Source organism: Qipengyuania gaetbuli (assembly GCF_020524765.1).
Taxonomy (GTDB): domain Bacteria; phylum Pseudomonadota; class Alphaproteobacteria; order Sphingomonadales; family Sphingomonadaceae; genus Qipengyuania; species Qipengyuania gaetbuli_A.
Genome location: NZ_JAIVLR010000002.1, coordinates 815,473 through 838,798, shown reverse-complemented (window position 1 = coordinate 838,798; position 23,326 = coordinate 815,473). Strand labels below are relative to the sequence as shown.

The 23,326-nt window shown below is 65.6% G+C and carries 23 protein-coding genes; 7 read left to right on the top strand and 16 right to left on the bottom strand.

Annotation, left to right across the window (positions count from 1 at the left end; all coding sequences use genetic code 11):
* Window positions 1-26 precede the first annotated feature (26 nt).
* The 3 genes from LC083_RS12610 to LC083_RS12600 are packed head-to-tail and all read left to right on the top strand — an operon-like array spanning window position 27 to window position 1,785.
* Window positions 27-326 (top strand): acyl carrier protein, encoded by a 300-nt coding sequence (locus LC083_RS12610; RefSeq protein ID WP_224832525.1) that lies wholly within the window; start codon window positions 27-29, stop codon window positions 324-326.
* 11 nt (window positions 327-337) lie between these two features.
* Window positions 338-1,015: a hypothetical protein gene (locus tag LC083_RS12605; protein WP_226700680.1), complete on the top strand. Its 678-nt coding sequence runs from the start codon at window positions 338-340 to the stop codon at window positions 1,013-1,015.
* A complete protein-coding gene (locus LC083_RS12600; RefSeq protein ID WP_226700679.1) occupies window positions 1,012-1,785 on the top strand; it encodes a hydrolase 1, exosortase A system-associated in 774 nt (257 codons plus the stop codon). Before LC083_RS12605 ends, LC083_RS12600 begins: the two co-directional genes overlap by 4 nt.
* On the opposite strand, the gene LC083_RS12595 is transcribed toward LC083_RS12600, so the two are convergent.
* From LC083_RS12595 to LC083_RS12560, 8 genes are all read right to left on the bottom strand, one after another.
* Window positions 1,782-2,978 carry a class I SAM-dependent RNA methyltransferase gene (locus tag LC083_RS12595; RefSeq protein WP_226700678.1) on the bottom strand — a complete coding sequence of 399 codons (1,197 nt, stop codon included), beginning with the start codon at window positions 2,976-2,978 and terminating at the stop codon, window positions 1,782-1,784. The two genes, LC083_RS12600 and LC083_RS12595, sit on opposite strands and share 4 nt — an antisense overlap.
* Window positions 2,975-4,360 (bottom strand): NAD(P)H-hydrate dehydratase, encoded by a 1,386-nt coding sequence (locus tag LC083_RS12590; protein WP_226700677.1) that lies wholly within the window; start codon window positions 4,358-4,360, stop codon window positions 2,975-2,977. Before LC083_RS12590 ends, LC083_RS12595 begins: the two co-directional genes overlap by 4 nt.
* On the bottom strand, window positions 4,353-4,709 hold the full coding sequence (locus tag LC083_RS12585) for a hypothetical protein (RefSeq protein ID WP_226700676.1): 357 nt from the start codon (window positions 4,707-4,709) through the stop codon (window positions 4,353-4,355). Before LC083_RS12585 ends, LC083_RS12590 begins: the two co-directional genes overlap by 8 nt.
* A 46-nt stretch (window positions 4,710-4,755) precedes the next feature.
* Window positions 4,756-6,603, bottom strand: coding sequence for a dihydroxy-acid dehydratase (gene ilvD / locus LC083_RS12580; protein WP_226700675.1), 1,848 nt, complete (start codon window positions 6,601-6,603; stop codon window positions 4,756-4,758).
* Window positions 6,604-6,695: 92 nt separating this feature from the next.
* Entirely contained in the window at window positions 6,696-7,421 is a 726-nt protein-coding gene (locus LC083_RS12575; protein ID WP_226700674.1) for an N-formylglutamate amidohydrolase, read from the bottom strand.
* A complete protein-coding gene (locus LC083_RS12570; RefSeq protein ID WP_226700673.1) occupies window positions 7,418-8,224 on the bottom strand; it encodes a 4-(cytidine 5'-diphospho)-2-C-methyl-D-erythritol kinase in 807 nt (268 codons plus the stop codon). The genes LC083_RS12575 and LC083_RS12570 overlap by 4 nt, the downstream gene beginning before the upstream one ends.
* A 4-nt stretch (window positions 8,225-8,228) precedes the next feature.
* Window positions 8,229-8,453 carry a hypothetical protein gene (locus tag LC083_RS12565; protein WP_226700672.1) on the bottom strand — a complete coding sequence of 75 codons (225 nt, stop codon included), beginning with the start codon at window positions 8,451-8,453 and terminating at the stop codon, window positions 8,229-8,231.
* A 27-nt stretch (window positions 8,454-8,480) separates the two neighbouring features.
* Window positions 8,481-10,130 (bottom strand): electron transfer flavoprotein-ubiquinone oxidoreductase, encoded by a 1,650-nt coding sequence (locus LC083_RS12560; RefSeq protein ID WP_226700671.1) that lies wholly within the window; start codon window positions 10,128-10,130, stop codon window positions 8,481-8,483.
* An 80-nt stretch (window positions 10,131-10,210) separates the two neighbouring features.
* On the opposite strand from LC083_RS12560, the gene LC083_RS12555 reads away from it, so the two are divergent.
* From LC083_RS12555 to LC083_RS12540, 4 genes are read left to right on the top strand one after another with little or no spacing between them, the layout of a single operon-like run.
* Complete coding sequence (locus tag LC083_RS12555; RefSeq protein ID WP_226700670.1) at window positions 10,211-10,999, top strand: hypothetical protein; 789 nt, start codon at window positions 10,211-10,213, stop codon at window positions 10,997-10,999.
* Window positions 10,996-12,711, top strand: coding sequence for a lytic transglycosylase domain-containing protein (locus LC083_RS12550; RefSeq protein ID WP_226700669.1), 1,716 nt, complete (start codon window positions 10,996-10,998; stop codon window positions 12,709-12,711). Before LC083_RS12555 ends, LC083_RS12550 begins: the two co-directional genes overlap by 4 nt.
* Entirely contained in the window at window positions 12,711-13,238 is a 528-nt protein-coding gene (gene moaB, locus LC083_RS12545; RefSeq protein WP_226700807.1) for a molybdenum cofactor biosynthesis protein B, read from the top strand. The genes LC083_RS12550 and moaB overlap by 1 nt, the downstream gene beginning before the upstream one ends.
* Before the next feature lie 42 nt (window positions 13,239-13,280).
* Entirely contained in the window at window positions 13,281-14,366 is a 1,086-nt protein-coding gene (locus tag LC083_RS12540) for a PA0069 family radical SAM protein (RefSeq protein ID WP_226700668.1), read from the top strand.
* An 18-nt stretch (window positions 14,367-14,384) separates the two neighbouring features.
* Here LC083_RS12540 and LC083_RS12535 read toward each other — a convergent pair whose 3' ends face one another.
* The 8 genes from LC083_RS12535 to LC083_RS12500 form a co-directional block, all read right to left on the bottom strand.
* Window positions 14,385-15,725: a spinster family MFS transporter gene (locus LC083_RS12535; RefSeq protein ID WP_226700667.1), complete on the bottom strand. Its 1,341-nt coding sequence runs from the start codon at window positions 15,723-15,725 to the stop codon at window positions 14,385-14,387.
* A 95-nt stretch (window positions 15,726-15,820) separates the two neighbouring features.
* Window positions 15,821-16,255, bottom strand: coding sequence for a DUF1330 domain-containing protein (locus tag LC083_RS12530; protein WP_226700666.1), 435 nt, complete (start codon window positions 16,253-16,255; stop codon window positions 15,821-15,823).
* A gap of 9 nt (window positions 16,256-16,264) precedes the next feature.
* Window positions 16,265-16,810, bottom strand: coding sequence for a pseudouridine synthase (locus LC083_RS12525; RefSeq protein WP_226700665.1), 546 nt, complete (start codon window positions 16,808-16,810; stop codon window positions 16,265-16,267).
* A gap of 10 nt (window positions 16,811-16,820) precedes the next feature.
* Complete coding sequence (locus LC083_RS12520; protein ID WP_226700664.1) at window positions 16,821-18,422, bottom strand: long-chain fatty acid--CoA ligase; 1,602 nt, start codon at window positions 18,420-18,422, stop codon at window positions 16,821-16,823.
* A gap of 44 nt (window positions 18,423-18,466) precedes the next feature.
* On the bottom strand, window positions 18,467-21,940 hold the full coding sequence (gene dnaE / locus LC083_RS12515) for a DNA polymerase III subunit alpha (RefSeq protein ID WP_226700663.1): 3,474 nt from the start codon (window positions 21,938-21,940) through the stop codon (window positions 18,467-18,469).
* 75 nt (window positions 21,941-22,015) lie between these two features.
* A complete protein-coding gene (locus LC083_RS12510) occupies window positions 22,016-22,345 on the bottom strand; it encodes a hypothetical protein (RefSeq protein ID WP_160606978.1) in 330 nt (109 codons plus the stop codon).
* A 30-nt stretch (window positions 22,346-22,375) separates the two neighbouring features.
* Window positions 22,376-22,855, bottom strand: coding sequence for a glutathione peroxidase (locus tag LC083_RS12505; RefSeq protein WP_226700662.1), 480 nt, complete (start codon window positions 22,853-22,855; stop codon window positions 22,376-22,378).
* Window positions 22,852-23,319, bottom strand: coding sequence for a hypothetical protein (locus LC083_RS12500; RefSeq protein ID WP_226700661.1), 468 nt, complete (start codon window positions 23,317-23,319; stop codon window positions 22,852-22,854). Before LC083_RS12500 ends, LC083_RS12505 begins: the two co-directional genes overlap by 4 nt.
* Window positions 23,320-23,326 lie beyond the last annotated feature (7 nt).

The window sequence follows — 23,326 nt, the reverse complement described above, 5'->3', positions numbered from 1 at the left end:
CTTTCAGCAGGGACACCGTAATACGCATGGCAGAAACCGCCACCGCCGAACCGACCGGACCGAGCCGCAGCGCGATCGATGCGACGCTGCGCGCGATCCTGAGCGATGTCCTCGCGCTCGACGCCGAGCGGGTAGAGGGTTTCGACGGCGACACGGGCCTGTTCGGACATCTGCCTGAACTCGATTCCATGGCCGTGGCAACGCTGTTGACCGAAATGGAAGACCGCCTCCACATCATCATCGAAGACGACGATGTCGACGGCGAGATGCTCGAAACCTACGGCGGCCTCCTCGCTTTCGCCGAAGCGAAAACCATCGAAGGCTGAGCGCCCGCCCCATGTACGAAACCTGGCCTGCCCCGCTGATCGAAGGTGGGACCAGCGAGGAAATGGCCCTGGTTTTCAAGGCAACGGGCGGCAATCGCCTGCTCGTGCTGCCTCCGCTTTTCGAAGAGGCCAACAGGCTGCGCCGGCAATTGCGCGAGGTCATGCGCCTCCTGTCGCTGCGCGGTATCGCCAGCGCCCTGCCCGACCTGCCGGGCTGCAATGAAAGCATCGCGCCTTTGGGCAAGCAGACACTCTCGGGGTGGCGGACGGCTGCAGTAGCGGCAGCCGGGCATTTCGGAGCAACCCATGTTCTGGCGGTGCGAACGGGCGCCGCAATCGCTCCGGCCGAACTGCCGGGATGGCTCTACGCTCCGCAGGCACCGGCAAGGGCCCTCACCTCGCTGGCCCGCGCGCAAAGCCTGTCCGAAGCGGAGACAGGTGGCGGACGGCAGCCGGCAGAAATCATCGCAGAGGCACGCGAGTATGGCGGCCACGTCGCAGGTTGGACCCTGTCGGGCGAAATAATCCGCGAGCTTGAACAAAGCACCGATGTGCAAACCGGCTATCTAGTGGTGGTGGATCACGAGGAGATCGGCGGGTCACCGCTGTGGCTGAGGGCCGAGATCGGCGAGGACGCGGATCAGGCCCAAGCGCTGGCGGACCTGCTGGCGCGGGAGCTCGCCCGGTGAAGCGGCTTCATCTCGCCTTCCACTGCAACGGTTTGAACCTTGCCGGTACGCTGGACAATGCGCCGGGCACGACGGGGCTGCTGATCGTGACGGGCGGGCAGGAGCCGCGCGCGGGCGCGTTCGGCTGGCAGGCCCGACTGGCATCGGAGATCGCTGCGGCCGGATTTCCGGTCTTTCGCTTCGACCGCCGCGGGATCGGCGACAGCGACGGCGAGGATCGCGGGTTCGACAAGTCTCGTGCCGACATAGCGGCTGCGCTCCGCTCGTTCCGCGCGCTGGTACCGCAGATGACCCGCGTGGTCGGCTTCGGCAATTGCGATGGCGCTTCTGCCCTGATGCTGACCGAGGGCCTCGGCTTCGATGCGCTGGTCCTGAGCAACCCCTGGGCCATCGACGAAGAGGACGGACCCCTTCCCTCGCCCGCGCGAACCCGTGCCCGTTATCGCGCGAAACTCGCCGACCCCGGCGCGATCTGGCGCCTGCTCACCGGCAAGACCGACCTCGGAAAGCTCAAGGCGGGCCTCAAACAGGCAGCGAAGGGCGAGAGCGGGCCTTCGCAGCTGGCGCAGGAATTGCGCGAGGCGCTCGGGCAGTTCGACGGCCCGGTGCGTTTCCTCCTGGCCCAGAACGACCGGACCGCACAGGCCTTTGCGGACAATTGGCCGAGCGACGAGCGTATCCGGCAGTGCCCGGGCGCCGGACATGCCTATGCCGAACCCGACGCACGCACATGGCTGCGAAGTCAGGTGCTAGGGGCCTTGCGCGCTTAGCGGGTGAAGAGGCTGGTCAGCTCGACGTGGGTAGACCAGCGAAACTGGCCCACGGGCCGCAGCTTCTCCAGCTTGAAGCCCGCCTCCACCAGCGTCTTCGCATCGCGCGCCCAGCTCGACGGATTGCAGCTGACATAGGCGACGCGGCTCACTTCGCTTGCCGCGATCTGTGCGACTTGCTCGCGCGCGCCGGCACGCGGCGGATCCAGCAGGATCGACGAAAAGCGCGAGATTTCCGCAGCCTGCAGCGGGTTGCGGAACAGGTCGCGGTGCATCGCATGGACGGGTATGCCGCGCGCATTGGCCACCGTCTTGCAGGCCAGATGCGCATCGCGTGCCGCCTCCACCGCCAGCACCTTGGCCGGACCTGCGAACGCAAAGGCAAAGGTGCCCAGACCGGCGAACAGGTCGGCGATCGTAGCACTCTCCGCCAGCCATTCCTTCGCGTCGGCAAGCAGGACCGCCTCGCCGTCGCGCGTCGGCTGGAGGAAAGCGCCGTGTGGCAAGGGAACCGCCACGCCGGCTAGTGTAATCGTCGCAGGCTCCGGCTCCCAGACGGTCTCGGCACCGTATCCTTGGTCGAGCGACAGGCGCGCAAGCCCATGGTCGCGCGCGAAATCCAGCATCGCCTCGGTCGCGGCGAGGCCTTCGGTCTCGATACCCGTGATGGCGCAGTCCACGCCCTGGTCCGCCAGCGTCAGCGAAATGTCCACCGGCCCGCGCCCTGCATGGGCGGCGACCAGCTTGCGCAGCGGCGCAACCAGCGCAAACAGTGCCGGATCGAGGATCAGGCATTCCTGCATGTCGACGATGCGGTTGCTGCGTCCCTCGCGAAACCCGATGGCAGCGCCCTTGGCAGTGCGCAGGGCGTGGAGGGTCGCGCGGCGACGGGTCGCGGGCGGAGACAGGTGCGTGGGCAAGACTTCGGCGGCTGCGACCTCCTGCCCCTCGGCGGCATTCACCACCCTTTCGGTTACGAAACGGCTTAGCGCCTCCTCGTCGGCGTGCTGCAACTGGCAGCTCCCGCAAGTGCCGAAATGACGGCACGGAGCAGCGACATGGTGCGGCCCTGCTTCGATGGTTCCGTCGGGCAGGATGACGTCACCGGTGACGGCGCCCGCAACGTGCCTGCCGGACGCGGTGACGCCATCGCCCTTGGCGGCAATGCGCAGGATGGTTTCGGGTGCAGTCAAAGGAAGTACTCCAGGGCGCGGTTGACCGATCCTGCCAGCTCTCCGGCGGTGAAAGCCGCACCTGACAGGCGTGCAGCCTCGTGGTGGAGCCAGACCGCCTCTTCGCAGGCGCGCACCGGTTCGCCTTGCCCCGCAAGGCGTGCGGCGATGACGCCTGCAAGGACGTCACCCGACCCTGCTACCGAGAGCCAGCTGGGCCCCGCGTCGAAAAAGACCGTACCGCCCTCGCCCACGCAGATCGTGTCGGGGCCCTTGGCGAGGACCGTCATACCTGTGACGTCGTGCAGTTTTCTCGCCCGGTCCAGCTTGCTGTCCGCCTCGACGTCGAAGCTTTTGCAGAGTGCCGCCAGTTCGCCTTCGTGCGGCGTCACGACGATCCGCGCGGTGCCGACGCCTTCGATGACGTCATGGTCAAGCAGGTGCAATGCGTCGGCATCGACCACGCAGGGCCTTCCGCTTTCGAGCGCAGCGCACAGCCTGCCACGCGCCTCTTCGCTACGGCCGAGGCCCGGCCCGACAAGGACCGAGGAAATCCGTTCGTCCGAGAGGTTGTCCAAGAGCCCGCCCTGTTCGATCACCAGTTCTGCCGGCGCATCGGGATGCGAAAGGTCGCTCATGAGCTTCACATAGCCTGCACCGGCTCGCATCGCCGCCTCGCAGGAGAGCAGCGGTGCACCCGGCATATCGCCTGCGACCACTGCCACCAGTCCGCGGCGGTATTTGTGGCTGTCCTTCGGAGGCGCCGAGAGCCGGGGGTGCGCCGACAGGCGTGCAACTCGCCCCGCGTCAGGCAGGTCGAGCGAGACCAGCCGCTTGCAGCCCATCGCTGCCATCGCCGGCATCAGGAAATGCGCCTGTTTCCACGCGCCGAGGGCCAGCGTCAGATCATAATCAGGAAGTGGACCCAGGGCTTTGCCCGTATCGCTTTCGACGGTACTGGGAACGTCTATAGCTATTTTATAACAATCACTTGAGGCGAATGCTTCAAGTAATTTGGCAAATTTTCCTTCGACCGTCCGGGCGAGGCCGTAGCCGAACAGGCAGTCCACGATGACCGCGCCTTCGGGGGAACCGTCGCTGGCTACCTCGCCGCGGAATTCCGAGCGCGCCTTTCGCGCAGTCTCAGTCCCAGGTTCGAGCGGCGCGATGACCGAAACCGCGTAACGGCGACGGCGCAGGCTCTCCGCAATGACGTAGCCGTCACCGCCATTGTTGCCCGGGCCGCACAATACGCAGACATTGCGTCCTGCCGCGACGCGGTGGACGTAATGCGCCGCCCCCTCGCCCGCCCGCAGCATCAGTTCCCATTCGCTGGTCCCGGCATCCATCGCGGCGCGCTCTGCGGCGCGCATCTGCTCGACCGTGAGGACGGGATCAGTCACCGGCCACCGGCATATCGAAGCGGTAGCGGTCGTTGCCGATGGAGACGATCACCTTGTCGCCTTCGACCGTTTCGACCAAGTTGTCGGCGCCATCGCGCGCGAGCAGGCCGCTATTGGTTTCGCCATATTCGAACACGCGGAAGCCGCCGTCGGGATGCTGGATCACCCGCGCGAGGGATTCCGCATCTGCAGACGGAAGAAGCGAGCACACCGACGCGAAGGTTTCTGCTCCGTCGAGCGCGCATTCGACCGGTTCGCCGCCCTGATCGGCCACTTGCGGGGACGCCTCCGGCTCTCCGGAACAGGCGCTCGCCAGCAGGAACGGGGTCAGGCAAAGCAATCGGTGCATCGGGGCGCGCTGCCACTTCGGCGGCGCTCATGCAAGCGGGTTGCCCTCAGTCCTTCCGGATCTGGGAGACGTCGCGGATCGCCCCGCGCGCTGCCGAGGTGGTCATCGCCGCATAGGCTTCGAGCGCGGGCGACACCCGCCGGTCGCGCGGCTTCTCGGGCTTCCAGCCCTTCGCGTCCTGCGCAGCGCGGCGCTCGGCGAGCGTTTCATCCGATACAGCGAGGTTGATGGTCCGGTTGGGAATCGAGATCTCGATCAGGTCGCCATCCTCCACCAGTCCGATCTCGCCGCCTTCCGCGGCTTCGGGAGAGACATGGCCAATGGACAGGCCGGAAGTGCCGCCCGAAAACCGTCCGTCGGTCAGCAGGGCGCAGGCTGCGCCCAGACCCTTCGATTTGAGATAGCTTGTCGGGTAGAGCATTTCCTGCATGCCCGGCCCGCCGCGCGGCCCCTCATAGCGGATGACCACCACGTCGCCTTCGACCACCTGACCCGTCAGGATGGCGGTAACGGCATCGTCCTGGCTCTCGAAGACCTTGGCCGGCCCTGCGAAATCGAGGATGCTTTCGTCCACGCCCGCCGTCTTCACGATGCAACCGTCGCGCGCGATATTGCCGTACAGGACCGCCAGCCCGCCATCCTTGCTGAAAGCATGTTCGGCGCTGCGGATCACGCCGTTTTCGCGGTCGAGGTCGAGCTCTTCCCAGCGGCGCGACTGGCTGAAGGCGGTCTGTGTCGGCACGCCGCCGGGCGCTGCAGAGAAAAACTCGCGTACCGTGTTGTTCTGCGTGCGGCCGATGTCCCAATCGTCCAGCGCATCGCCCATGGTCGGGCTGTGCACGGTCGGCAGCGCGGTGTGGAGCAGCCCCGCCTTCTCCAGTTCGCCGAGGATCGCCATGATCCCGCCTGCGCGGTGGACATCCTCCATGTGGACGTCGCTCTTCGCGGGTGCGACCTTGGACAGGCACGGCACCTGGCGGCTCAGCCGGTCGATGTCCTTCATGGTGAAGTCAACACCGGCTTCGTGTGCGGCAGCAAGCAGGTGGAGCACGGTGTTGGTCGATCCGCCCATGGCGATGTCGAGGCTCATCGCGTTCTCGAATGCTTCAAAACTGGCGATGGAGCGCGGCAGGACGCTCTCATCCTCTTCTTCGTAGTATCGGCGCGCGAGGGTCACGGCGAGGCGGCCGGCCCGCTCGAACAGGCCCTTGCGGTCGGCATGGGTCGCGAGCGTCGAGCCGTTGCCGGGCAGCGAGAGGCCCAGCGCCTCGGTCAGGCAGTTCATGGAATTGGCAGTGAACATCCCGCTGCACGAACCGCAGGTCGGGCAGGCGTTTTGCTCGATCGCGGTCACTTCCTCGTCCGAATAGGCTTCGTCGGCGGCAGCGACCATCGCATCGACGAGGTCGAGCGCAATCTCCTTGCCCTTCACCACGACCTTGCCCGCTTCCATCGGCCCGCCGGAAACGAAGACTGCCGGTACGTTGAGCCGCAAGGCCGCCATCAGCATCCCGGGCGTGATCTTGTCGCAGTTGGAGATGCAGACCATCGCATCGGCGCAGTGGGCGTTGACCATGTATTCGACGCTGTCCGCGATCAGGTCGCGGCTGGGCAGCGAATAGAGCATCCCGTCATGACCCATGGCGATGCCGTCATCGACCGCAATGGTGTTGAATTCCTTGGCGACGCCGCCCGCCGCCTCGATCTGGCGTGCGACCAGCTGGCCGAGATCCTTCAGATGGACGTGGCCCGGCACGAACTGGGTGAAGCTATTGACCACCGCGATGATCGGCTTGCCGAAATCCTCGTCCTTCATGCCCGTGGCGCGCCACAGGCCGCGGGCGCCGGCCATGTTGCGGCCATGGGTGGTGGTGCGGGAACGGTAGGCGGGCATGGCTGGCTCTCTGGTTGCTTGCGGCGCGGAGCCTAGCAGAGTGAATTGCCTTCGCTAACGCTAGTTTGGTCCGGCCTAGCCCAAGTTCGCCTTTAGACTTCGAGCGCGACGCGGCCCATCACGTCTGCCAGCAGCATGGCCCAGCGCGCCTGCCCCGCCTCGGTCGCGATCTGGTCCTGCCGGATCTCGACCGTGCAATAGGGGATGCCCTGCGCTTCGGCGTGGCGGTCCATCGTGGCGTTCAACTGCTTCCCTGAATAGGGCTGGTTGTCGCCCACGGTCAGGCCCTGTTCGCCGAACAGCCGGATCGCGTGCAGCGCGGCGCGATCGTCGTTGTTGTAGAGCAGCGCGACTTCCCACGGACGCTCCTCGTCGCTGGTCGCAAGGCTCGGCGTGAAGCTGTGGAGAGCCACGATCATGCGAGGCTTGGCTTCCCTGATCATCGCTTCCAGCGCGCGGTGATAGGGGCGATGGTAGAGGTCGAGACGCTTCTCGATGTCGGCACCGATATTGCCGGGCACCAGGTGCCCGTCGCTCGACGTGGGGACGGCGGCCGGATCGTCCTCGGTCCGGTGAAAATCGCACACGAGGCGGCTGACCGTGGCGATATGGGCCGGGATGCCATGGCGACGCGCCAGCCGGTCGGCGATGCCTTCGACGCCGATGTCGAGCGCGATGTGATCGTCCAGCAGCTTGCGGTCGATACCGAGGTCCACTTCGGCAGGCACATGGTTGGAGGCGTGGTCGGCCACGCAGATCAGGCCGCCCGGGCGCATCATGTCCGTCCCCACTTGGCGGTACGGCAGGCCGTCGATCATCTGAGTTTCCCCCGCATCTGCCACCAGCCCGGATGGTCGGCGGCGATGGATGCCGCGGCCCGGTCCCGCGCTGCTTCGTTGTCGAACAGCGCGAAACAGGTCGCGCCAGAACCCGACATACGGGCGAGAAAGGGCGAAGTTCCGCGCAGCGCGGTAAGGACTCCGGCGACAGGCGGGCAAAGCGCGATGGCCGGGCCTTCGAGGTCGTTTCGCCCCTCTGTCGCCACGGTCCGCGCATCGCCTTCCGGCATCGGGCCGAGGTCGACGCCGTTCCACGCCTTGAAGACCGGTCCGGTGGACAGCGGCACGCGCGGGTTCACGAGCAGGACGGGCGTGCCCGCAAGGCTGTCGTCGGAAGGTTCGAGTTCAGTCCCCGTGCCGCGCCCGATGCAGGTCCGGCTTTCGACGCAGGCCGGGACATCCGCCCCCAGCGCAGCAGCGCGCGCCTGCCAGTCGTCCGGCAAGCCATACCGCTCGCGCACGATGCGGAACACCGCGCCCGCATCCGCCGATCCGCCGCCGAGCCCAGCGGCAACGGGCAGGTTCTTTTCGAGGGTCACGGCCAGCCCTCCGCCACGCGGCAGCTTGCCCAGCGCCTTGGCGACGAGATTGTCGAAGGGATCGTCGAGCCCGCCCGAAAACTCCCCGACAACGCGAACGCTGTCCTGCGCGCTATCGGCAACGGACAGCACATCGCCTTGGTCGACGAAGGCGAACAGCGTTTCCAGTTCGTGATAGCCATCCTCGCGCCGCCTGCGGACATGCAGCGCGAGGTTGATCTTGGCGTAGGCGATTTCCCTCATAGTGTCAGGCGCGATCATCACGATGGAAACCGATACGGCGGCTCTTGGCGTAGAAGTAGAAACCGATCGTAGGCACTCCGACGAAAGCGATGCCTCTCATGCCGTCTACACCAAGCAGGCTTCCGTCACTCAGGAGGTTCGCAAAAGCAGCGATGGAGGCAGCAACGAGGATGCCCGCCAGCGCTCGTTCGAAAACACTAGGTTCTCGCCTGTATTTGCCTTCACTCACCAAAGCAGTCTCCTGCCGAGAAGGCCATCACATGTTCGGATAGTTCGGACCACCGCCGCCTTCCGGCGTGACCCAGTTGATGTTCTGGTTCGGGTCCTTGATGTCGCAGGTCTTGCAGTGGACGCAGTTCTGCGAATTGATCTGGTACTTCGGCTCGCCCGTCGCATCGTCGACCAGCCATTCGTAGACCCCGGCGGGACAATAGCGGGTCGAAGGACCGGCATAGACGCCCAACTCGCTGTCCTTCTGCAGTTCCATGTCCTTGACCTGCAGGTGGACCGGCTGGTCTTCGGCGTGGTTGGTGTAGCTGAAGCTGACGCTGGTCAGGCGGTCGAAGCTAAGCACGCCGTCGGGCTTGGGATAGTCGATCGGCTTGTAGAGGTCGGCGCGGTTCAGCGCCTCGCAGTCGCGATGGTGCTTCATGCTGATCGGCAAGCCGATCTTGAGATAGCGCATCCACATGTCGACGCCGCCAAGGACGGTGCCGATGTCGCTGCCGAAACGCTCGATCGCGGGAAGCGCGTTCTGGACGAGCTTCAGTTCCTTGGCGATCCAGCTGTCGCGGACGGCTGCGTCGTATTCCATCAGCTCGGTATGCTCATGGCCTGCCGCAACGGCTGCAGCCACGCTCTCGGCAGCCAGCATCCCGCTCTTCATGGCGGTGTGGCTGCCCTTGATGCGGGGCACGTTGACGAAGCCGGCGGCACAGCCGATCAGCGCGCCCCCCGGGAAGGCCAGCTTGGGTACGCTCTGCCAGCCGCCGTCGTTGATCGCGCGTGCGCCATAGGCGACGCGCTTGCCGCCCTTGAGCACCTCGGCGATCAGCGGATGGTGCTTCCAGCGCTGGAATTCCTGGAACGGGCTGACATAGGGGTTCGAATAATCGAGCCAGGTGACGAGGCCCAGGGCGACCTGGTTGTTCGCCTGGTGGTAGAGGAAGCCGCCGCCGTTGCTGCCGCTTTCGCTGAGCGGCCAGCCCTGCGTGTGGACGATCTTGCCCGGCTCGTGCAGTTCGGGATCGATGTCCCACAATTCCTTGATGCCGATGCCATAGACCTGCGGCTGGCAGTTTGCCTCGAGGTCGTACTTCGCCTTCATCTGCTTGGTGAGGTTGCCGCGGGCACCTTCTGCAAACAGCGTGTACTTCGCGTGGATTTCCATGCCCGGCTGGTAATCGGCCTTCTGGCTGCCGTCGGCAGCGATGCCCATGTCCTGCGTGACGACGCCGGCCACAGCGCCATTGTCGTCGTAGAGGACTTCAGCGGCAGGGAAGCCGGGGAAGACCATCACGCCCATGCCTTCGGCCTGTTCGGCCAGCCAGCGGCAGAGATTGCCGAGCGAGCCGGTGTAGCAGCCCACGTTCGACATGAAGGGCGGGAACATGATGTGCGGCATGGCCGAGGCGCCGGTTTCGCTGATCGTGTAGAACAGGTCCTCGCCCACCGGCGTTTGCGCCATGGGGCAATCCATGTCGCGCCATTCGGGCAGCAGTTCGTCGAGCGCCTTGGGATCGACCACCGCGCCGGAAAGGATGTGAGCGCCGATTTCGCTGCCCTTTTCGAGCACCACGACCTCGAGGTCCTCGTTGATCTGCTTCAACCGGATCGCCGCGGCGAGGCCGGCAACACCGCCACCGATGATGACGACGTCGCAGGGCATGGATTCACGTTCGCTCATGTCTCTCTCTTTTCGTCGCTATTCGCTTGCGCGATGCCTTGATTGCTGCCGCGTTTGAGGTCAAGACCTCCAGCGGACGGATGATGCACGAAAACCCCACGAATAACGGCGAAATCGACGCAGCCCAAGCTCTCGAAGCCGCCTTCGACTGGTGGCGCGAAGCGGGCGTCGATCACGACTACTCGGCCGATCCGCACAGCTGGCTCGCCAGTCCCGAAGCGGAAGAAGCCGTAGCGGCGCCCAAGCCCGTGGCGCGGGTGGAAGAACCCAAGCCCACCCCGCTCGAACGCGCCTTCCAGCAAGCCCCTGAAACGGGCCGTATCGGCGGCGATGCGGCAGCCTGGCCGGACGATCTCGGAAAATTTCGCGAATGGTGGATGAGCGAGGCTTCGCTTTCGCTCGCCGGCACCGAAGCGCGGCTTCCCCCCCGCGGAGTCGCGGGCACCAAGCTGATGGTCCTCGTTGCCGAACCCTATGCCGATGACGGCGATGCCCTTCTCTCGGGCGGTGCAGGACGCTTTGCCGCGGCCATTCTCAAGGCGATGAGCGTCGAACAGCACGAAGCCTATCTCGCCAGCGCCCTGCCCGCGCCTGCCGCGCTGGCCGACTGGGAAGAACTGGCCGCCAATGGCCTCGGCGCGGTGACTGCCCACCACATCGCCCTTGCCGCGCCGGAACGCGTGCTCGTGTTCGGCAGGGGGATGGCACCTCTGTTCGGCATCGCGCCTGCCGCCGCGCGCGAACCCGCAACGATTACCGCCGGCGAGCGTCAGGTACCCCTGCTGCTCGCTCCCGATCTTGCCGAACTGTCCCGCACTCCGGAACGCCGCATGAATTTCTGGAACCGCTGGCTCGAATGGACCGCATGACCAAACGACTCCTGCTGGCCGCCGCTCTCGGTGGCTCGATCCTGTCATCCCCCGCCGCAGCGCAAGGCTCCGACAGCCTTGCCTATTTCACCCGTTCGCATGCGGCCGTCCTGCCGCAGCTACTGTCCGGTGACGACCAGCTTTACTACCGCTCGCTGTTCGAGGCGATCGAGGCGAAGAACTGGGACCGCGTCGAGGTCATGCTGGGCGAGCGGGCGGACGGTCCGCTCCACGGCTCTGTCCTTGCCGCCTATTTCCTCCACCCCGAAAGCCCGCGCATCGAACTGCCCCGCATCGAGGCGTGGCTGGCCCGTTATGCGAGCCTACCCGAGGCCGAGGCCATTATCCGGCTCGGTCGGACGCGCGGGCTGGAAAACGCCCCCTCCCTGCCGCGCGAGAGGCAGCTGGTCGGCCAGCGCGGCGTGACCAAGCGCATGCGTCCCCGCACAGTTTCCGACGGTTCGATGCCGGACGGCGTCCAGAGCGCGATCCTCGACCGGATTTCCAACGACGATCCCGATGGCGCGCGGCTGCTGCTTGACGGCGTCGACGCCTCGCTGTCATCCGAAGCCCGCGCCGAATGGCGCCAGCGCGTTGCCTGGTCCTATTACATCGAGAACCGCGATGCCGAAGCGCTCGCCATGGCGCAGCTGGTCGGTCAGGGCCGCGGTGCATGGGTGGCAGAGGGCGACTGGGTGGCGGGACTCGCTTCCTGGCGTCTCGGCGACTGCGAGAACGCCGCCGACTATTTTCGTCGTAGCGCCGCGGCTTCGGCCAATGGATCGCTGACCGCCGCGGCGCATTACTGGGCTGCCCGCGCGCTGATCCGTTGCCGCCAGCCGGAAAAGGCCGACGAGCAATTGCGCGGCGCAGCGCGTTTTTCCGAGACGCTTTACGGCATGCTCGCGCACGAGCAGCTGGCGCAGACGCTGCCCGGCGATCATGCCAGCCCCGACCTGACGCAGGACGACTGGCGCCGCCTCCAGAACGAGGCCGCAGTGCGCGAGGCCGTGATGCTGGCCGAGGTCGGCAGGCGCGATCTCGCCGACGAGGCACTGCGCTGGCAGGCACGCCGGATCGAGCCTTCGGACTTTCCGGCGCTCACCCGCCTTGCCCGGGCGCTGGGCCTTGCCGGCACGCAGACCTTCATGGCCTACAATGCGCCGCGCGGCACGAGCTCTCCCGCCAATTTGCGCTGGCCCGTCGCCTATCACCAGCCCACCGGAGGCTGGCGCGTCGATCCCGCCCTCGCCTTCGCCCACGCGCTGCAGGAATCGAACTTCCGCGAAGGCGTGGTCAGCCCCGCCAATGCCATTGGCCTGATGCAGATCCGCCCCATCGCCGCGCGCGAATATGCAGCCTCCATAAACATGAGCGCGGGTGCGGACCTCAAGAACCCGGCAGTCAATCTCGCCTTCGGGCAAAGGGCACTGCAGGCGCTGGCGGACGCAGGATATACGCGTGGGCACCTGCCCAAGGTGATGGCCGCCTACAACGCCGGCCCCACCCCGGTCGCGCGCTGGAATAGCGAGATCAACGACCAGGGCGACCCGCTGCTCTGGATGGAATCGATCCCCTATTGGGAAACGCGCGAGTACGTCGCCGTCGTGATGCGCAATTACTGGATGTACCTGCGCCAGGCAGAGGCCGTTGCGCAAAGCCGGACGGAGCTGGCGCAGAACCAGTGGCCGCAATTCCCGAGGACGCGCTGATGGCTATCGACGAGACCCGCGCCTTCAAGCCCGTCAATATCTCGCTGCTGACGATTTCGGACAGCCGCAAGGCCGAGGACGATACCTCGGGCGACATCCTCGCCCAGCGGATCGAGGCAGCCGGCCACACGCTCGCCGCGCGCGAGATCAGCCGCGACGACAAGAACGAGATAGCCGCCCATCTCCACCGCTGGATCGACGACGAGATGGTCGATGCGGTGATTACCACCGGCGGGACGGGCCTCACGGGCCGGGATGTCACGCCCGAGGCGCTCGACCGCGTGAAGGACAAGGATATTCCCGGCTTCGGCGAGTACTTCCGCTACATCAGCATCGAGAGCATCGGCACCAGCACGATCCAGAGCCGCGCCTGCGCGGTGCTGGCGCGCGGGACCTATATCTTCGCGCTGCCCGGATCGAACGGCGCGGTGAAAGATGGATGGGACAAGATCCTCGCCCACCAGCTCGACAGCCGCCACCGGCCCTGCAATTTCGTCGAACTCATGCCCCGCCTGCGGGAACGCTGAAGCCGCTTCCACGCCCTTTATGTTCCGTGTATGTTCTCATGCATGGAAGCCAGCAACGAGTCGCCCCTGCGCGGGCGCGGCGCCCAATCCGCCGCGGTCCCGACGCGCTTCGGCCTTGCCACGCGCGAGGCCGATGGCGACTGGCGTGACCACATGGAGGCACTCGACGGTCCACCAGTGAAGCTGCGTACCCACGTGACGGAGGAGCACCCGCGCACCATCCTCAGTTTCAACCAGTCGCCTGACATCTTCTTCGACCGTTCGATCAATGCCTATCGCGGGTGCGAGCATGGCTGCGTCTACTGTTTCGCGCGGCCGACGCATGCGTATCACGACCTGTCGCCGGGGCTCGATTTCGAAACGCGGCTGTTCGCCAAGCCCAATGCGGCCGAAATGCTGCGCGCTACGCTGGCTAAGCCCAAGTACCGCCCCCGCCCCATCGCCATGGGGACCAACACCGATCCCTACCAGCCGATCGAGCGCGACTACCGGATAACGCGGCAAGTGCTGGAAGTGTGCCTCGACGCGCGCCACCCGGTGACGATCACGACCAAGTCGGACCGGGTACTCGACGATCTCGACCTGCTGGCGGAGATGGCTGAGCGGCGCCTGGTCGCGGTCGCCATTTCGGTCACGAGCCTCGATGCGAAGCTGTCGGGAAAGCTCGAACCACGCGCAGCTTCACCGGCCAAGCGACTCTCCGCGTTGCAGAAACTGGCCGAAGCGGGCGTGCCGACACATTGTTCGGTCGCGCCGGTCATCCCCTCCATCACCGACGAGTTCATGGAAGAAATCGTCCAGCGCGCCGCCGCCATCGGGGTCGACAGCGTGGGCTGGATCCCCCTGCGCCTGCCGCACGAGGTGGCCCCGCTGTTCCGCGAATGGCTCTCGGTCCATTACCCCGAGCGCGGCGACAAGGTGATGGGCATCGTCCAGTCGATCCGGAACGGAAAGGACAACGACCCCAACTTCTTCTCCCGCCTCAAACCGACCGGCGTCTGGGCCGATCTCTTCCGCGCCCGCTTCCGTCTCGCCTGCAAGCGCGCAGGCCTCGGCAAGGCGAAATTCGAACTGGACTGCACGCAGTTCAGGCCGCCTGCGGTGGGCGGGCAGCTGCGGTTGCTGTGAACATCCGCAATCGAATGGTCAGGCGCTGCTCGAAGCCTTGCCCAGTTCCGACGCCAGATGGGCCCTCGCACGCCAGAAGAAGAAGGCCGGCACCAGGCCCAGCCATGCCGCTCCGTAGAGCACCCAGCGCACGCTATCCTCGCCTGCAACCGGCGCGAAGGCGTCCGACAGCATGCCGAAGAACAGCGGCCCCAGTCCCAGTCCGATCAGGTTCTGCGCGAACAGCATCACCGCGGTCGCCATCGCTCTTGCCTGCGGACGTACCAGCCCCTGCACGCAGGCATAGGTCGGGCCATAGTAGAAGCTGTTGAGGACGGTCGCGACGACGATCAGCACGAGGCCGAAACGCCAGTCGGCAGCCGCATAGCCGAAGAACAATATCGGAGCGCCTATCACGAGGCCCAGCGCGGGCGCGGTGAGGATATGGCGCGGATCGCGCGAGCCGTATCGGTCGGCGATCCAGCCGCCGCCCCAGGTGCCGAGCATGGCCGCCAATCCGGCCGAGATTCCGAGCCACAGCCCGGTCTCGCCCGGAGAAAGGCCGTGCGAGCGGATGAAATAGATCGTGGCCCAGACGGTCTTGCCATAAGACAGGAAAGCCACCAGCCCGGCGGCGACCAGCAGTTGCACCATCGCCTTGGAGCGCAGGATTTCCCGTAGCGCATCGCGGGCAGGCAGAGCAGCGGGCGGCTCGCCCGGAACCGCTGCGGCCGCACCAGGTGCGTTGGGCATGGGCGCGTCCACGCTCGCCGATGCCGGGCTGTGTCGGCGCGGCTCGCGGATCAACATGGGCATTGCGACAGCCATGATTATGCCCGGCACGCCTGCAACCAGGAAAGCGGTGCGCCAACCGTAAGCATCGGCGAGGAGGCCTCCCATCGCCATGCCGAGCAGGCTGCCGATCGGGATTCCCAGGCCGTAAAAGGCCATCGCCGAAGAGCGCTTCTCGGCCGGCACCGTGTCGGTAATGAGCGAATGGGCGGCGGGCGTGCACCCCGCCTCGCCCACCCCGACCCCGATCCTTGCGAGCAGCAGCTGGCCGAAATTCTGGGCCAGTCCGCAAAGGGCCGTCATGCCCGACCAGAAGGCGAGCGAAACCGAGATCAGCGTCGTGCGGCTGGATTTCGGGTTATCGGCGTAGCGCGCGATCGGGATGCCGAGAACCGTGTAGAACAGGGCAAAGGCGAGTCCGGTCATCAGGCCGATCTGCGTGTCCGACAGGCCAAGATCCTGCTTGATCGGCTCGGCCAGGATATTGACGATCTGCCGGTCGAGAAAGTTCAGGATGTAGACGACGAGCAGTGTCCAGAGGACGAGCCGTGTGGACTGCGCAGCGACGGGAGAGCTGGTCTTGTTCATGCGATTAAAGGCTCAATGCCTCCCTTGCGTCTTGCAATCGGTCGCGCTGGTCGACCTTTTGCAATGCCTTTGCGAATTGCTGATCCTCACGTGCCCTAGCCGAACCCTTCCCCCGCAGCCCCCGGCTTGAAACGCACTAGCCTGCTGTCCGCCAGCGCCGCCGTGCGGTTCACGACTGCCTTCTGGTAGTCCGCATCCTTGATCATTTCGAAGAAGGCACCGGCGTGCGGGTATTGCGCGACGAAGCCGTCGTGCCACTGCATCGCTTCCGGCCCGGTCACCACCGTCTGGAACGCGCCGCGCCACACGATGCTGCCGCCCACGCGGCGGAAGATCGGGCCGCTTGTCTTGCCGTATTCCTCGTAAGCGCGCCGCCCGCTCCAGCCCTTGCCCGCGTGCTCGTGCCCATCGGGATATTCGGCGAGATCGCGATAGCGCAACAGGTTGAGCATGTGGATCGGCTCGTCTCGCGGCAGGTCCTTGAAAGCGGCGAAATTGGCCGGGCTCGGGTCGATATAGGTGTCGCTCATCTCTCTCTCCTAAACCTGCAATTCGCGGGATGTCCCGGGCGCGATGCCGTCGAGACTCCACTCGCCGATGCGCCAGCGGACCAGCCGCAAGGTGGGCAGACCGACGGCCGCGGTCATCCGGCGCACCTGTCGGTTGCGGCCTTCGGTAATTTCGAGTGCAATCCAGCTGTCGGGAACGCTCTTGCGATAGCGCACCGGCGGATCGCGGTCCCACAGCGGCGGCGGGTCGATGCGCTTGGCGCGTGCGGGCCGGGTCGTGCCGTCGTTCAGTTCGACGCCCCTTGCAAGGCGTTCCAGCGCCTCGTCACCGACCTCGCCTTCCACTTGCACCAGGTATGTCTTGGGCAGCTTGTAGCGCGGTTCGGCGATGCGCGATTGCAGCCGCCCGTCGTCGGTCAGCAGCAGCAGCCCTTCGCTATCCTTGTCGAGGCGGCCCGCCGGATAGACGCCCGGCACATCGACCAGATGCGCCAGCGTGTCGTCCACGCCTTCCTTGCCCCCGGTGAACTGCGACAGCACACCGTAGGGCTTGTTGAGGAGTATCAGGCGCGCCACGCGCGTATGCTCAGCCGTCGGCCAGCTTGTAGTCTGCGAACCGGTCGCGCAGGTCCTTCTTGCTGATCTTGCCGGTGGCCGTGTGCGGGATGTCGTCGACGAATTCGACCGCGTCGGGCAGCCACCACTTGGCGACCTTGTCGGCGAGGTAATCGATCACGTCGCGGTCGGAGCAATCGGCTCCTTCCTTCTTCACCACGAACAGCACCGGACGTTCGTCCCACTTGGGGTGGAACATGCCGATGCAGGCGGCCTCCGCGACTGCCGGATGGCCGACCGCGGCGTTTTCCAGCTCGACCGAGCTGATCCATTCGCCGCCGGACTTGATCACGTCCTTGGTGCGGTCGGTCAGCTGCAGGGTGCCGTCGGGATGCAGGACGCCGACGTCGCCGGTGTCGAACCAGCCATCCTCGGTGACCGCGTCCTCTTCCGCCTTGAAATAGCGCTTCACCACCCAGGGGCCGCGGATCTGCAGCGCGCCAGAAGTCTCGCCGTCGCGCGGCAGGACCTTGGTGTTGTCGTCGAGATCGACCGTGCGCAGTTCGACGCCGAAGATCGGGCGGCCCTGCTTCATGGTCTTCACGACACGTTCTTCGAGGCTGAGGTTCTCCCAGTCGTGCGTCGGGCCGCCGACCGTGCCGATGGGCGAGGTTTCGGTCATGCCCCAGGCGTGCTGGACGCGGGTGCCGTTCTTCATCAGGCGCTCGATCATGAACTTGGGCGCGGCAGAGCCGCCGATCGTCGCGGCCTTCAGCGGTGGCAGGTCGATGCCATTGGCGTCGCAATACTGGAAATGCGCAAGCCACACGGTCGGCACGCCCGCGCTGTCGGTCACGCCTTCCTTGAGCATCATCTCGTGCAGCACGGCAGGATCGTTCACCGCCGAGAACACGAACTTGATGCCCGCCATCGCGCCTGCATAGGGCAGGCCCCAACTGGCCGCATGGAACATCGGCACCACGGGGAGCATCACGGACGAGGCGCTGAAATTGAACGCCGCGGGCTGCAGGCCGGCCATGGCATGCAGCACCGTGCTGCGGTGCTCGTACTGGACGCCCTTGGGATTGCCGGTCGTGCCGCTGGTGTAGCAGATCATGCACGGATCGCGCTCGCTCCCGGCGACCCACTGGAAGTCGCCCGACTGCGCGGCGATCCAGTCCTCGAACGAGGTCGTATGCTCGCCGCTGTCGAAGCAGATATAGTGTTCGACCGTGGTCCAGCGGTCGCGCATCCGGTCGACGATCGGCTGGAAGGCCGCGTCATAGACCATGACGCGGTCTTCGGCGTGATTGACGATATATTCGAGCTGGTCGTCGAACAGGCGCGGGTTCACCGTGTGGAGCACGCCGCCCATGCCCGCCACGCCGTACCAGCTGACGAGGTGGCGCGAGTGGTTCATGGCGAGGCTGGCGACCTTGTCGCCCTTGCGCAGACCCAGCGCCTGCAGCGCCTGTGCCATCTTCAGCGCGTCGGTGCGGATACCCTGCCAGTTGGTGCGCGTCTCGCTGCCATCGGCCCAGCGGGTGACGATTTCGCGGTCAGGTGCCTCGCGCGCCGCGTGATCGATCACGTGGGTGACGCGCATGGTCCAGTCCTGCATCGCTCCGAGCATTCAGCCTCTCCTCTCTCGTGCCGCCCCCGCGGGCGGCTCTCAACTCAGTTGACGAGTCGCAGGTGTGCCCCGCCTCGCCGCTTGTCGAGTTGCACCTTGGCAAGGCTCGGCACGCTTGCCAAGCGTTCGGCGAGTTCGCCGTCGAGAGAGAAATTGCGCCCCAGCCGCATGACCGGATCGGCCGCTTCGCCGGTCCGTAGCGTCACCAGCACTTCGTCCTGCCCGCCTATGGCCGCGAGCAATTCCGCCTTGAGCTCTTCCAGCGCCGAACCGTCGAGCACGTCGAGCGTCATGATCATCGGCATGGAACCCCGCACTTCGGCCAGCGGCGTGCCTCCGCGCACGGTGATGCGCGGCGGTTCGTCAGGGCTCGGGGAATCGAGTTCGACCTGCAGCAGCACGCAGGTCTGGTCTTCCGCCCATTTCATGAACTTCTCGACCATGCCTTCCTCGAAACAGGCCGCGCTGAACTGGCCGGAAGCATCGGAGAAATCGGCGCGGATGAAGGGCTTGCCGCGGCGCGTGGTACCCTTGTTCACCTTCTCCACCATGGCCGCCATCACCGCGTTGGAGCGCCCGCCGGCAGGCGCGCCGCCTGCCATGAGCGAAGCGTAGGAACGCGCGCCATTAGCCGATGCGACCTGTTTCCAGGCCGCGACCGGGTGGGCGGAGAAGTAGAAGCCGAAATTCTCGCGCTCGCGCGCCATGCGTTCGGCGCGCGGCCAGTCCTCGACCTCTTTCAGGCGCAGAGTTTCGCCGGGCTGGTCCTCGCCGCCGAACAGGGCCGCCTGCCCGCTGCTGCGCTCGCGCTCGGCAGCGTCGGCCACGGCGAGCAGCATGTCGGCATTCTCGAACACTTTCGCCCGGTTGGGTTCCAGCCCATCGAGCGCGCCTGCGCAGGCAAGCGCTTCCAGCTGGCGGGAATTGAGCGAGCCCTTGGGAATGCGCTCGAACAGGTCCTGCAGGCTTTCGAACGGGCCGGCCGCCTCGCGTTCGGCAACGATCGCCTCCATCGCCTTTTCGCCGACGTTGCGGATGCCTGCCAGCGCATAGCGCACGGCGTAACCGTCATCGGTCTGCTCGACGGTGAATTCGGCTTCCGAACGGTTGAGGCACGGCGGTTCGACCGCGATGCCCTGCCGCCGCGCATCGTCGACGAAAATGGTCAGCTTTTCCGACTGGTGCATGTCGAAGCACATCGACGCGGCGAAGAATTCTTCCGGGTAATGCGCCTTCAGCCACGCCGTCTGGTAGGCAAGCAGCGCATAGGCGGCGGCGTGCGACTTGTTGAAGCCGTAGCCGGCGAACTTGTCGATCAAGTCGAACAGCTCGTTGGCCTTGGCCTTCTCGATGCCCGACACGTCCTTGCAGCCGGCCACGAAGCGTTCGCGCTGGGCGTCCATTTCCGCCTGGACCTTCTTGCCCATCGCACGGCGCAGCAAGTCTGCATCGCCGAGCGAGTATCCGGCGAGGATCTGCGCGGCCTGCATGACCTGTTCCTGGTAGACGAAGATGCCGTAAGTTTCGGCAAGGATACCCTCGAGCTTGGGGTGCGGATACTCGATCGGGACCTCGCCCGCCTTGCGCTTGCCGAACAGTGGGATGTTGTCCATCGGGCCCGGGCGATAGAGCGAGACGAGCGCGATGATGTCGCCGAAATTGGTCGGTTTCACCGCGGTCAGCGTGCGGCGCATGCCTTCCGATTCCAGCTGGAACACGCCGACCGTGTTACCCGCCTTCATGAGGTCGTAGACCGCCGGGTCGTCGAGCGGCAGCTGCGACAGGTCGATGTCGATCTCGCGCTTCTTCAGCAGATCGGTCGCCTTTTTGAGCACCGACAGGGTCTTGAGGCCGAGGAAGTCGAATTTGACGAGGCCGGAGCTTTCGACATTCTTCATGTCGTACTGCGTCACCGGCATGTCGGAGCGCGGGTCGCGGTAGAGCGGCACCAGCTTCGCCAGTGGCCGGTCGCCGATCACCACACCGGCCGCGTGGGTCGAGCTGTTGCGCGGGAAGCCTTCCAGCTGCATCGCCAGGTCGACGAGGCGCTTCACCTCGTTGTCGTTGTCGTATTCGGCCTTGAAGTCCGCCGCCCCGTTGAGCGCGCGCGGCAGGGTCCACGGGTCGGTCGGATGGTTCGGCACCATTTTGCAAATACGGTCGACGTGGCCGTAGCTCATCTGGAGGATACGGCCCGTATCGCGGAGCACGGCGCGCGCTTTCAGCTTACCGAAGGTGATGATCTGCGCGACGTGATCGTGGCCGTACTTGGCCTGCACGTAGCGGATCACCTCGCCGCGGCGCGTTTCGCAGAAGTCGATATCGAAGTCGGGCATCGACACGCGTTCGGGGTTGAGGAAGCGTTCGAACAGCAGACCCAGCTTGATCGGGTCGAGATCGGTAATCGTCAGCGCCCATGCAACGAGACTGCCTGCACCCGAACCACGCCCCGGCCCCACGGGAATGTCCTGATCCTTCGCCCATTTGATGAAGTCGGCAACGATCAGGAAGTAGCCGGGAAAACCCATCTGGTTGATGATGCCGACTTCGTAATCGAGCCGGTCGACATAGACCTTGAGTTCCTCGTCCGACATCTCGCCATAGGGTTCGAGACGCTTCGCTAGACCCTTGCGTGCATCCTCTTCCAGCATCCGCGCCTCGCCTTCGAGGTCGCCTGCAAGGCTGGGCAGGATGGGATTGCGGTAAGGCGGCGCGAAAGCGCACCGCTGGGCGATGACGAGGGTGTTGGAAACCGCTTCGGGAAGGTCGGCAAAGCCTTCTTCCATCATGTGCGCGGTCTTCACATAGGCTTCGGGATTGGACTTGGCCCGTTCCTCCGCATCGACATGCGTCGAATTGGCGATGCACAGCATGGCGTCATGCGCCTTGTACATGTGCGGTTCGGCGAAGTTCGCAGGGTTCGTCGCGACAAGCGGGAGATCGCGTTCGTAGGCGAGATCGATCAGCGCGTTTTCGGCTGCCTCCTCCGCCTCGTTCCCGCGCCGGGCCAGTTCGATGTAGAGCCTGCCGGGGAACAGCGCCTGCAGCCGGTCCAGCATGGCGACGGCGTGGCTGACCTGCCCTTCGGCGAGCAGGCGGGTGACGCCGCCCTCACTAGCGCCGGTCAGGGCTATCAACCCGTCCGTATGGCCTTCGAGGTCGGACAGGCGGACGTGCGGTTCGAATTCCAGCGGGCGGTCGAGATGCGCGCGGCTGACGAGATGGCAGAGATTGTCGTAGCCCACCTCGTCCTGCGCATAGAGCGGCAGGTAATCGACGATGCGCCCTTCCTCGTCGCGCGCCACGCCCAGCAGTGTGCCGATGATCGGCTGCACGCCTTCGGCCTTGCAGGCATTGGCGAACATGACCGCGCCGTACAGGCCGTTGCGGTCCGCAATCGCGATGGCGGGAAAGCCGCGTTCCTTCGCCAGCTTGGCCATCGCCTTGGGATCGATCGCCCCTTCGAGCATCGAATAGGCGGACAGCACGCGCAGGGGAACGAAGGGCTTGTAGGGCATCGGGCCAGAGTAGGAACTCGGCGCCCAAACTGGAAGCGGCAAGCCGCGCTTATTCTCCACAGACAGTGGAGAAAATCAGTCGTCCGAAATCGCCGCGATCTTGCGCCGTGCATCGCGGATGGTCGACCACGCCCCATAGGCGATGAGCACGCCGAGGAAGATCCACACCCAGACCGGGATATTGCGCCCTGCGATGGCCAGATAGAGGTAGGCCGAAACGAAGCAGAAGCCCGCGCACAGCGTCGGCACGACGGTCGACCGCTTGGCCCGCGCCCGCTTCACCAGCCACGTCATCGAGGCGAGGAAGAACGGGATCGCCCCCACGTATATCGCGCCGAAGATGTACGGGTTCACGCCGTATTCGGCGCCGAGCGAGAGGAACCACTGGTTGAGATCGGCTAGCATGGTGGTGACTTCGTCCCGGCGCGGCTGAGGTTACAGGAGCTTTTCGATATCCTTGGCGATGGCCTTGGGCGCATCGTTGGGGCCGTAACGCTTCACCACATTGCCTTCGCGGTCGATGAGGAACTTGGTGAAGTTCCACTTGATCGACTTCGACCCCATCAGGCCCGGCTTCTCGCTCTTCATCCAGTCGAACAGCGGGCTCGCATTGTCGCCGTTCACATCGACCTTCGCCATCAGCGGGAAGGTCAGGCCGAAATTGACCTTGCAGAACTGCTCGATCTCGTCGGCATCGCCCGGTTCCTGGTTGCCGAACTGGTTGCAGGGGAAGGCCATGACCTCGAAGCCCTTGTCGCCGTAGTCCTGGTACAGCTTCTCCAGCCCGTCGTACTGGGGCGTGAAGCCGCACTTGCTGGCAGTATTGACGACCAGCAGCACCTTGCCGAGCTTTTCCGACAGATCGACCTCGCGGCCCTTGTTGTCGGCTACGGTGAAATCGGCGATCGTGGTCATTCGGCGGTGTCCTTGCGGCGGTAGATGAAGTCGAAACTGTCGCTCCAGCTTCGACCGTGATCGCTGCTGGCCTGCCCGTATTGCCGGACCGAGCCGTCGCCTTGCACCGAGTAGGTCATGCGCACAAGCTGCGAATTGCCTGCGGCGTCCTGCCCCCAATAGCCGGTCAGGACCATGCTGCCTTCCGCGGGACCGCCGTCGAAGAACACGCGGCCCGGCGCGCCGCCGACCCATAGCTGGTGCCAGTTGCCGGTTGCAGGGTCATAGGCGGACAGGCTGGTTCCGTGCCGCCCGCGATAGGGCATCCAGGTTTCGCGGATCGCGCAGCCAGCGCTCACCTTCTCGATGCGGCTGTCGGCCACCGCGTCCCCGCCGGCGGCAGGCGTTACCACCCACTCGCCGACCCAGAAATCGAAAGCCTCGTATTTCGCGCCCTCGCACGATGGCGGGGGTGACGGCGACACGGCAGCA

Bases quoted from the DNA above. Each gene is read 5' to 3' on its own strand.
- LC083_RS12610 (WP_224832525.1), top strand. From the start codon at position 27: ATGGCAGAAACCGCCACCGCCGAACCGACCGGACCGAGCCGCAGCGCG.
- LC083_RS12605 (WP_226700680.1), top strand. From the start codon at position 338: ATGTACGAAACCTGGCCTGCCCCGCTGATCGAAGGTGGGACCAGCGAG.
- LC083_RS12585 (WP_226700676.1), bottom strand. From the start codon at position 4,709: ATGCACCGATTGCTTTGCCTGACCCCGTTCCTGCTGGCGAGCGCCTGT.
- ilvD (WP_226700675.1), bottom strand. From the start codon at position 6,603: ATGCCCGCCTACCGTTCCCGCACCACCACCCATGGCCGCAACATGGCC.
- LC083_RS12575 (WP_226700674.1), bottom strand. From the start codon at position 7,421: ATGATCGACGGCCTGCCGTACCGCCAAGTGGGGACGGACATGATGCGC.
- LC083_RS12570 (WP_226700673.1), bottom strand. From the start codon at position 8,224: ATGAGGGAAATCGCCTACGCCAAGATCAACCTCGCGCTGCATGTCCGC.
- LC083_RS12560 (WP_226700671.1), bottom strand. From the start codon at position 10,130: ATGAGCGAACGTGAATCCATGCCCTGCGACGTCGTCATCATCGGTGGC.
- LC083_RS12555 (WP_226700670.1), top strand. From the start codon at position 10,211: ATGATGCACGAAAACCCCACGAATAACGGCGAAATCGACGCAGCCCAA.
- LC083_RS12550 (WP_226700669.1), top strand. From the start codon at position 10,996: ATGACCAAACGACTCCTGCTGGCCGCCGCTCTCGGTGGCTCGATCCTG.
- moaB (WP_226700807.1), top strand. From the start codon at position 12,711: ATGGCTATCGACGAGACCCGCGCCTTCAAGCCCGTCAATATCTCGCTG.
- LC083_RS12540 (WP_226700668.1), top strand. From the start codon at position 13,281: ATGGAAGCCAGCAACGAGTCGCCCCTGCGCGGGCGCGGCGCCCAATCC.
- LC083_RS12535 (WP_226700667.1), bottom strand. From the start codon at position 15,725: ATGAACAAGACCAGCTCTCCCGTCGCTGCGCAGTCCACACGGCTCGTC.
- LC083_RS12530 (WP_226700666.1), bottom strand. From the start codon at position 16,255: ATGAGCGACACCTATATCGACCCGAGCCCGGCCAATTTCGCCGCTTTC.
- LC083_RS12520 (WP_226700664.1), bottom strand. From the start codon at position 18,422: ATGCTCGGAGCGATGCAGGACTGGACCATGCGCGTCACCCACGTGATC.
- dnaE (WP_226700663.1), bottom strand. From the start codon at position 21,940: ATGCCCTACAAGCCCTTCGTTCCCCTGCGCGTGCTGTCCGCCTATTCG.
- LC083_RS12510 (WP_160606978.1), bottom strand. From the start codon at position 22,345: ATGCTAGCCGATCTCAACCAGTGGTTCCTCTCGCTCGGCGCCGAATAC.
- LC083_RS12505 (WP_226700662.1), bottom strand. From the start codon at position 22,855: ATGACCACGATCGCCGATTTCACCGTAGCCGACAACAAGGGCCGCGAG.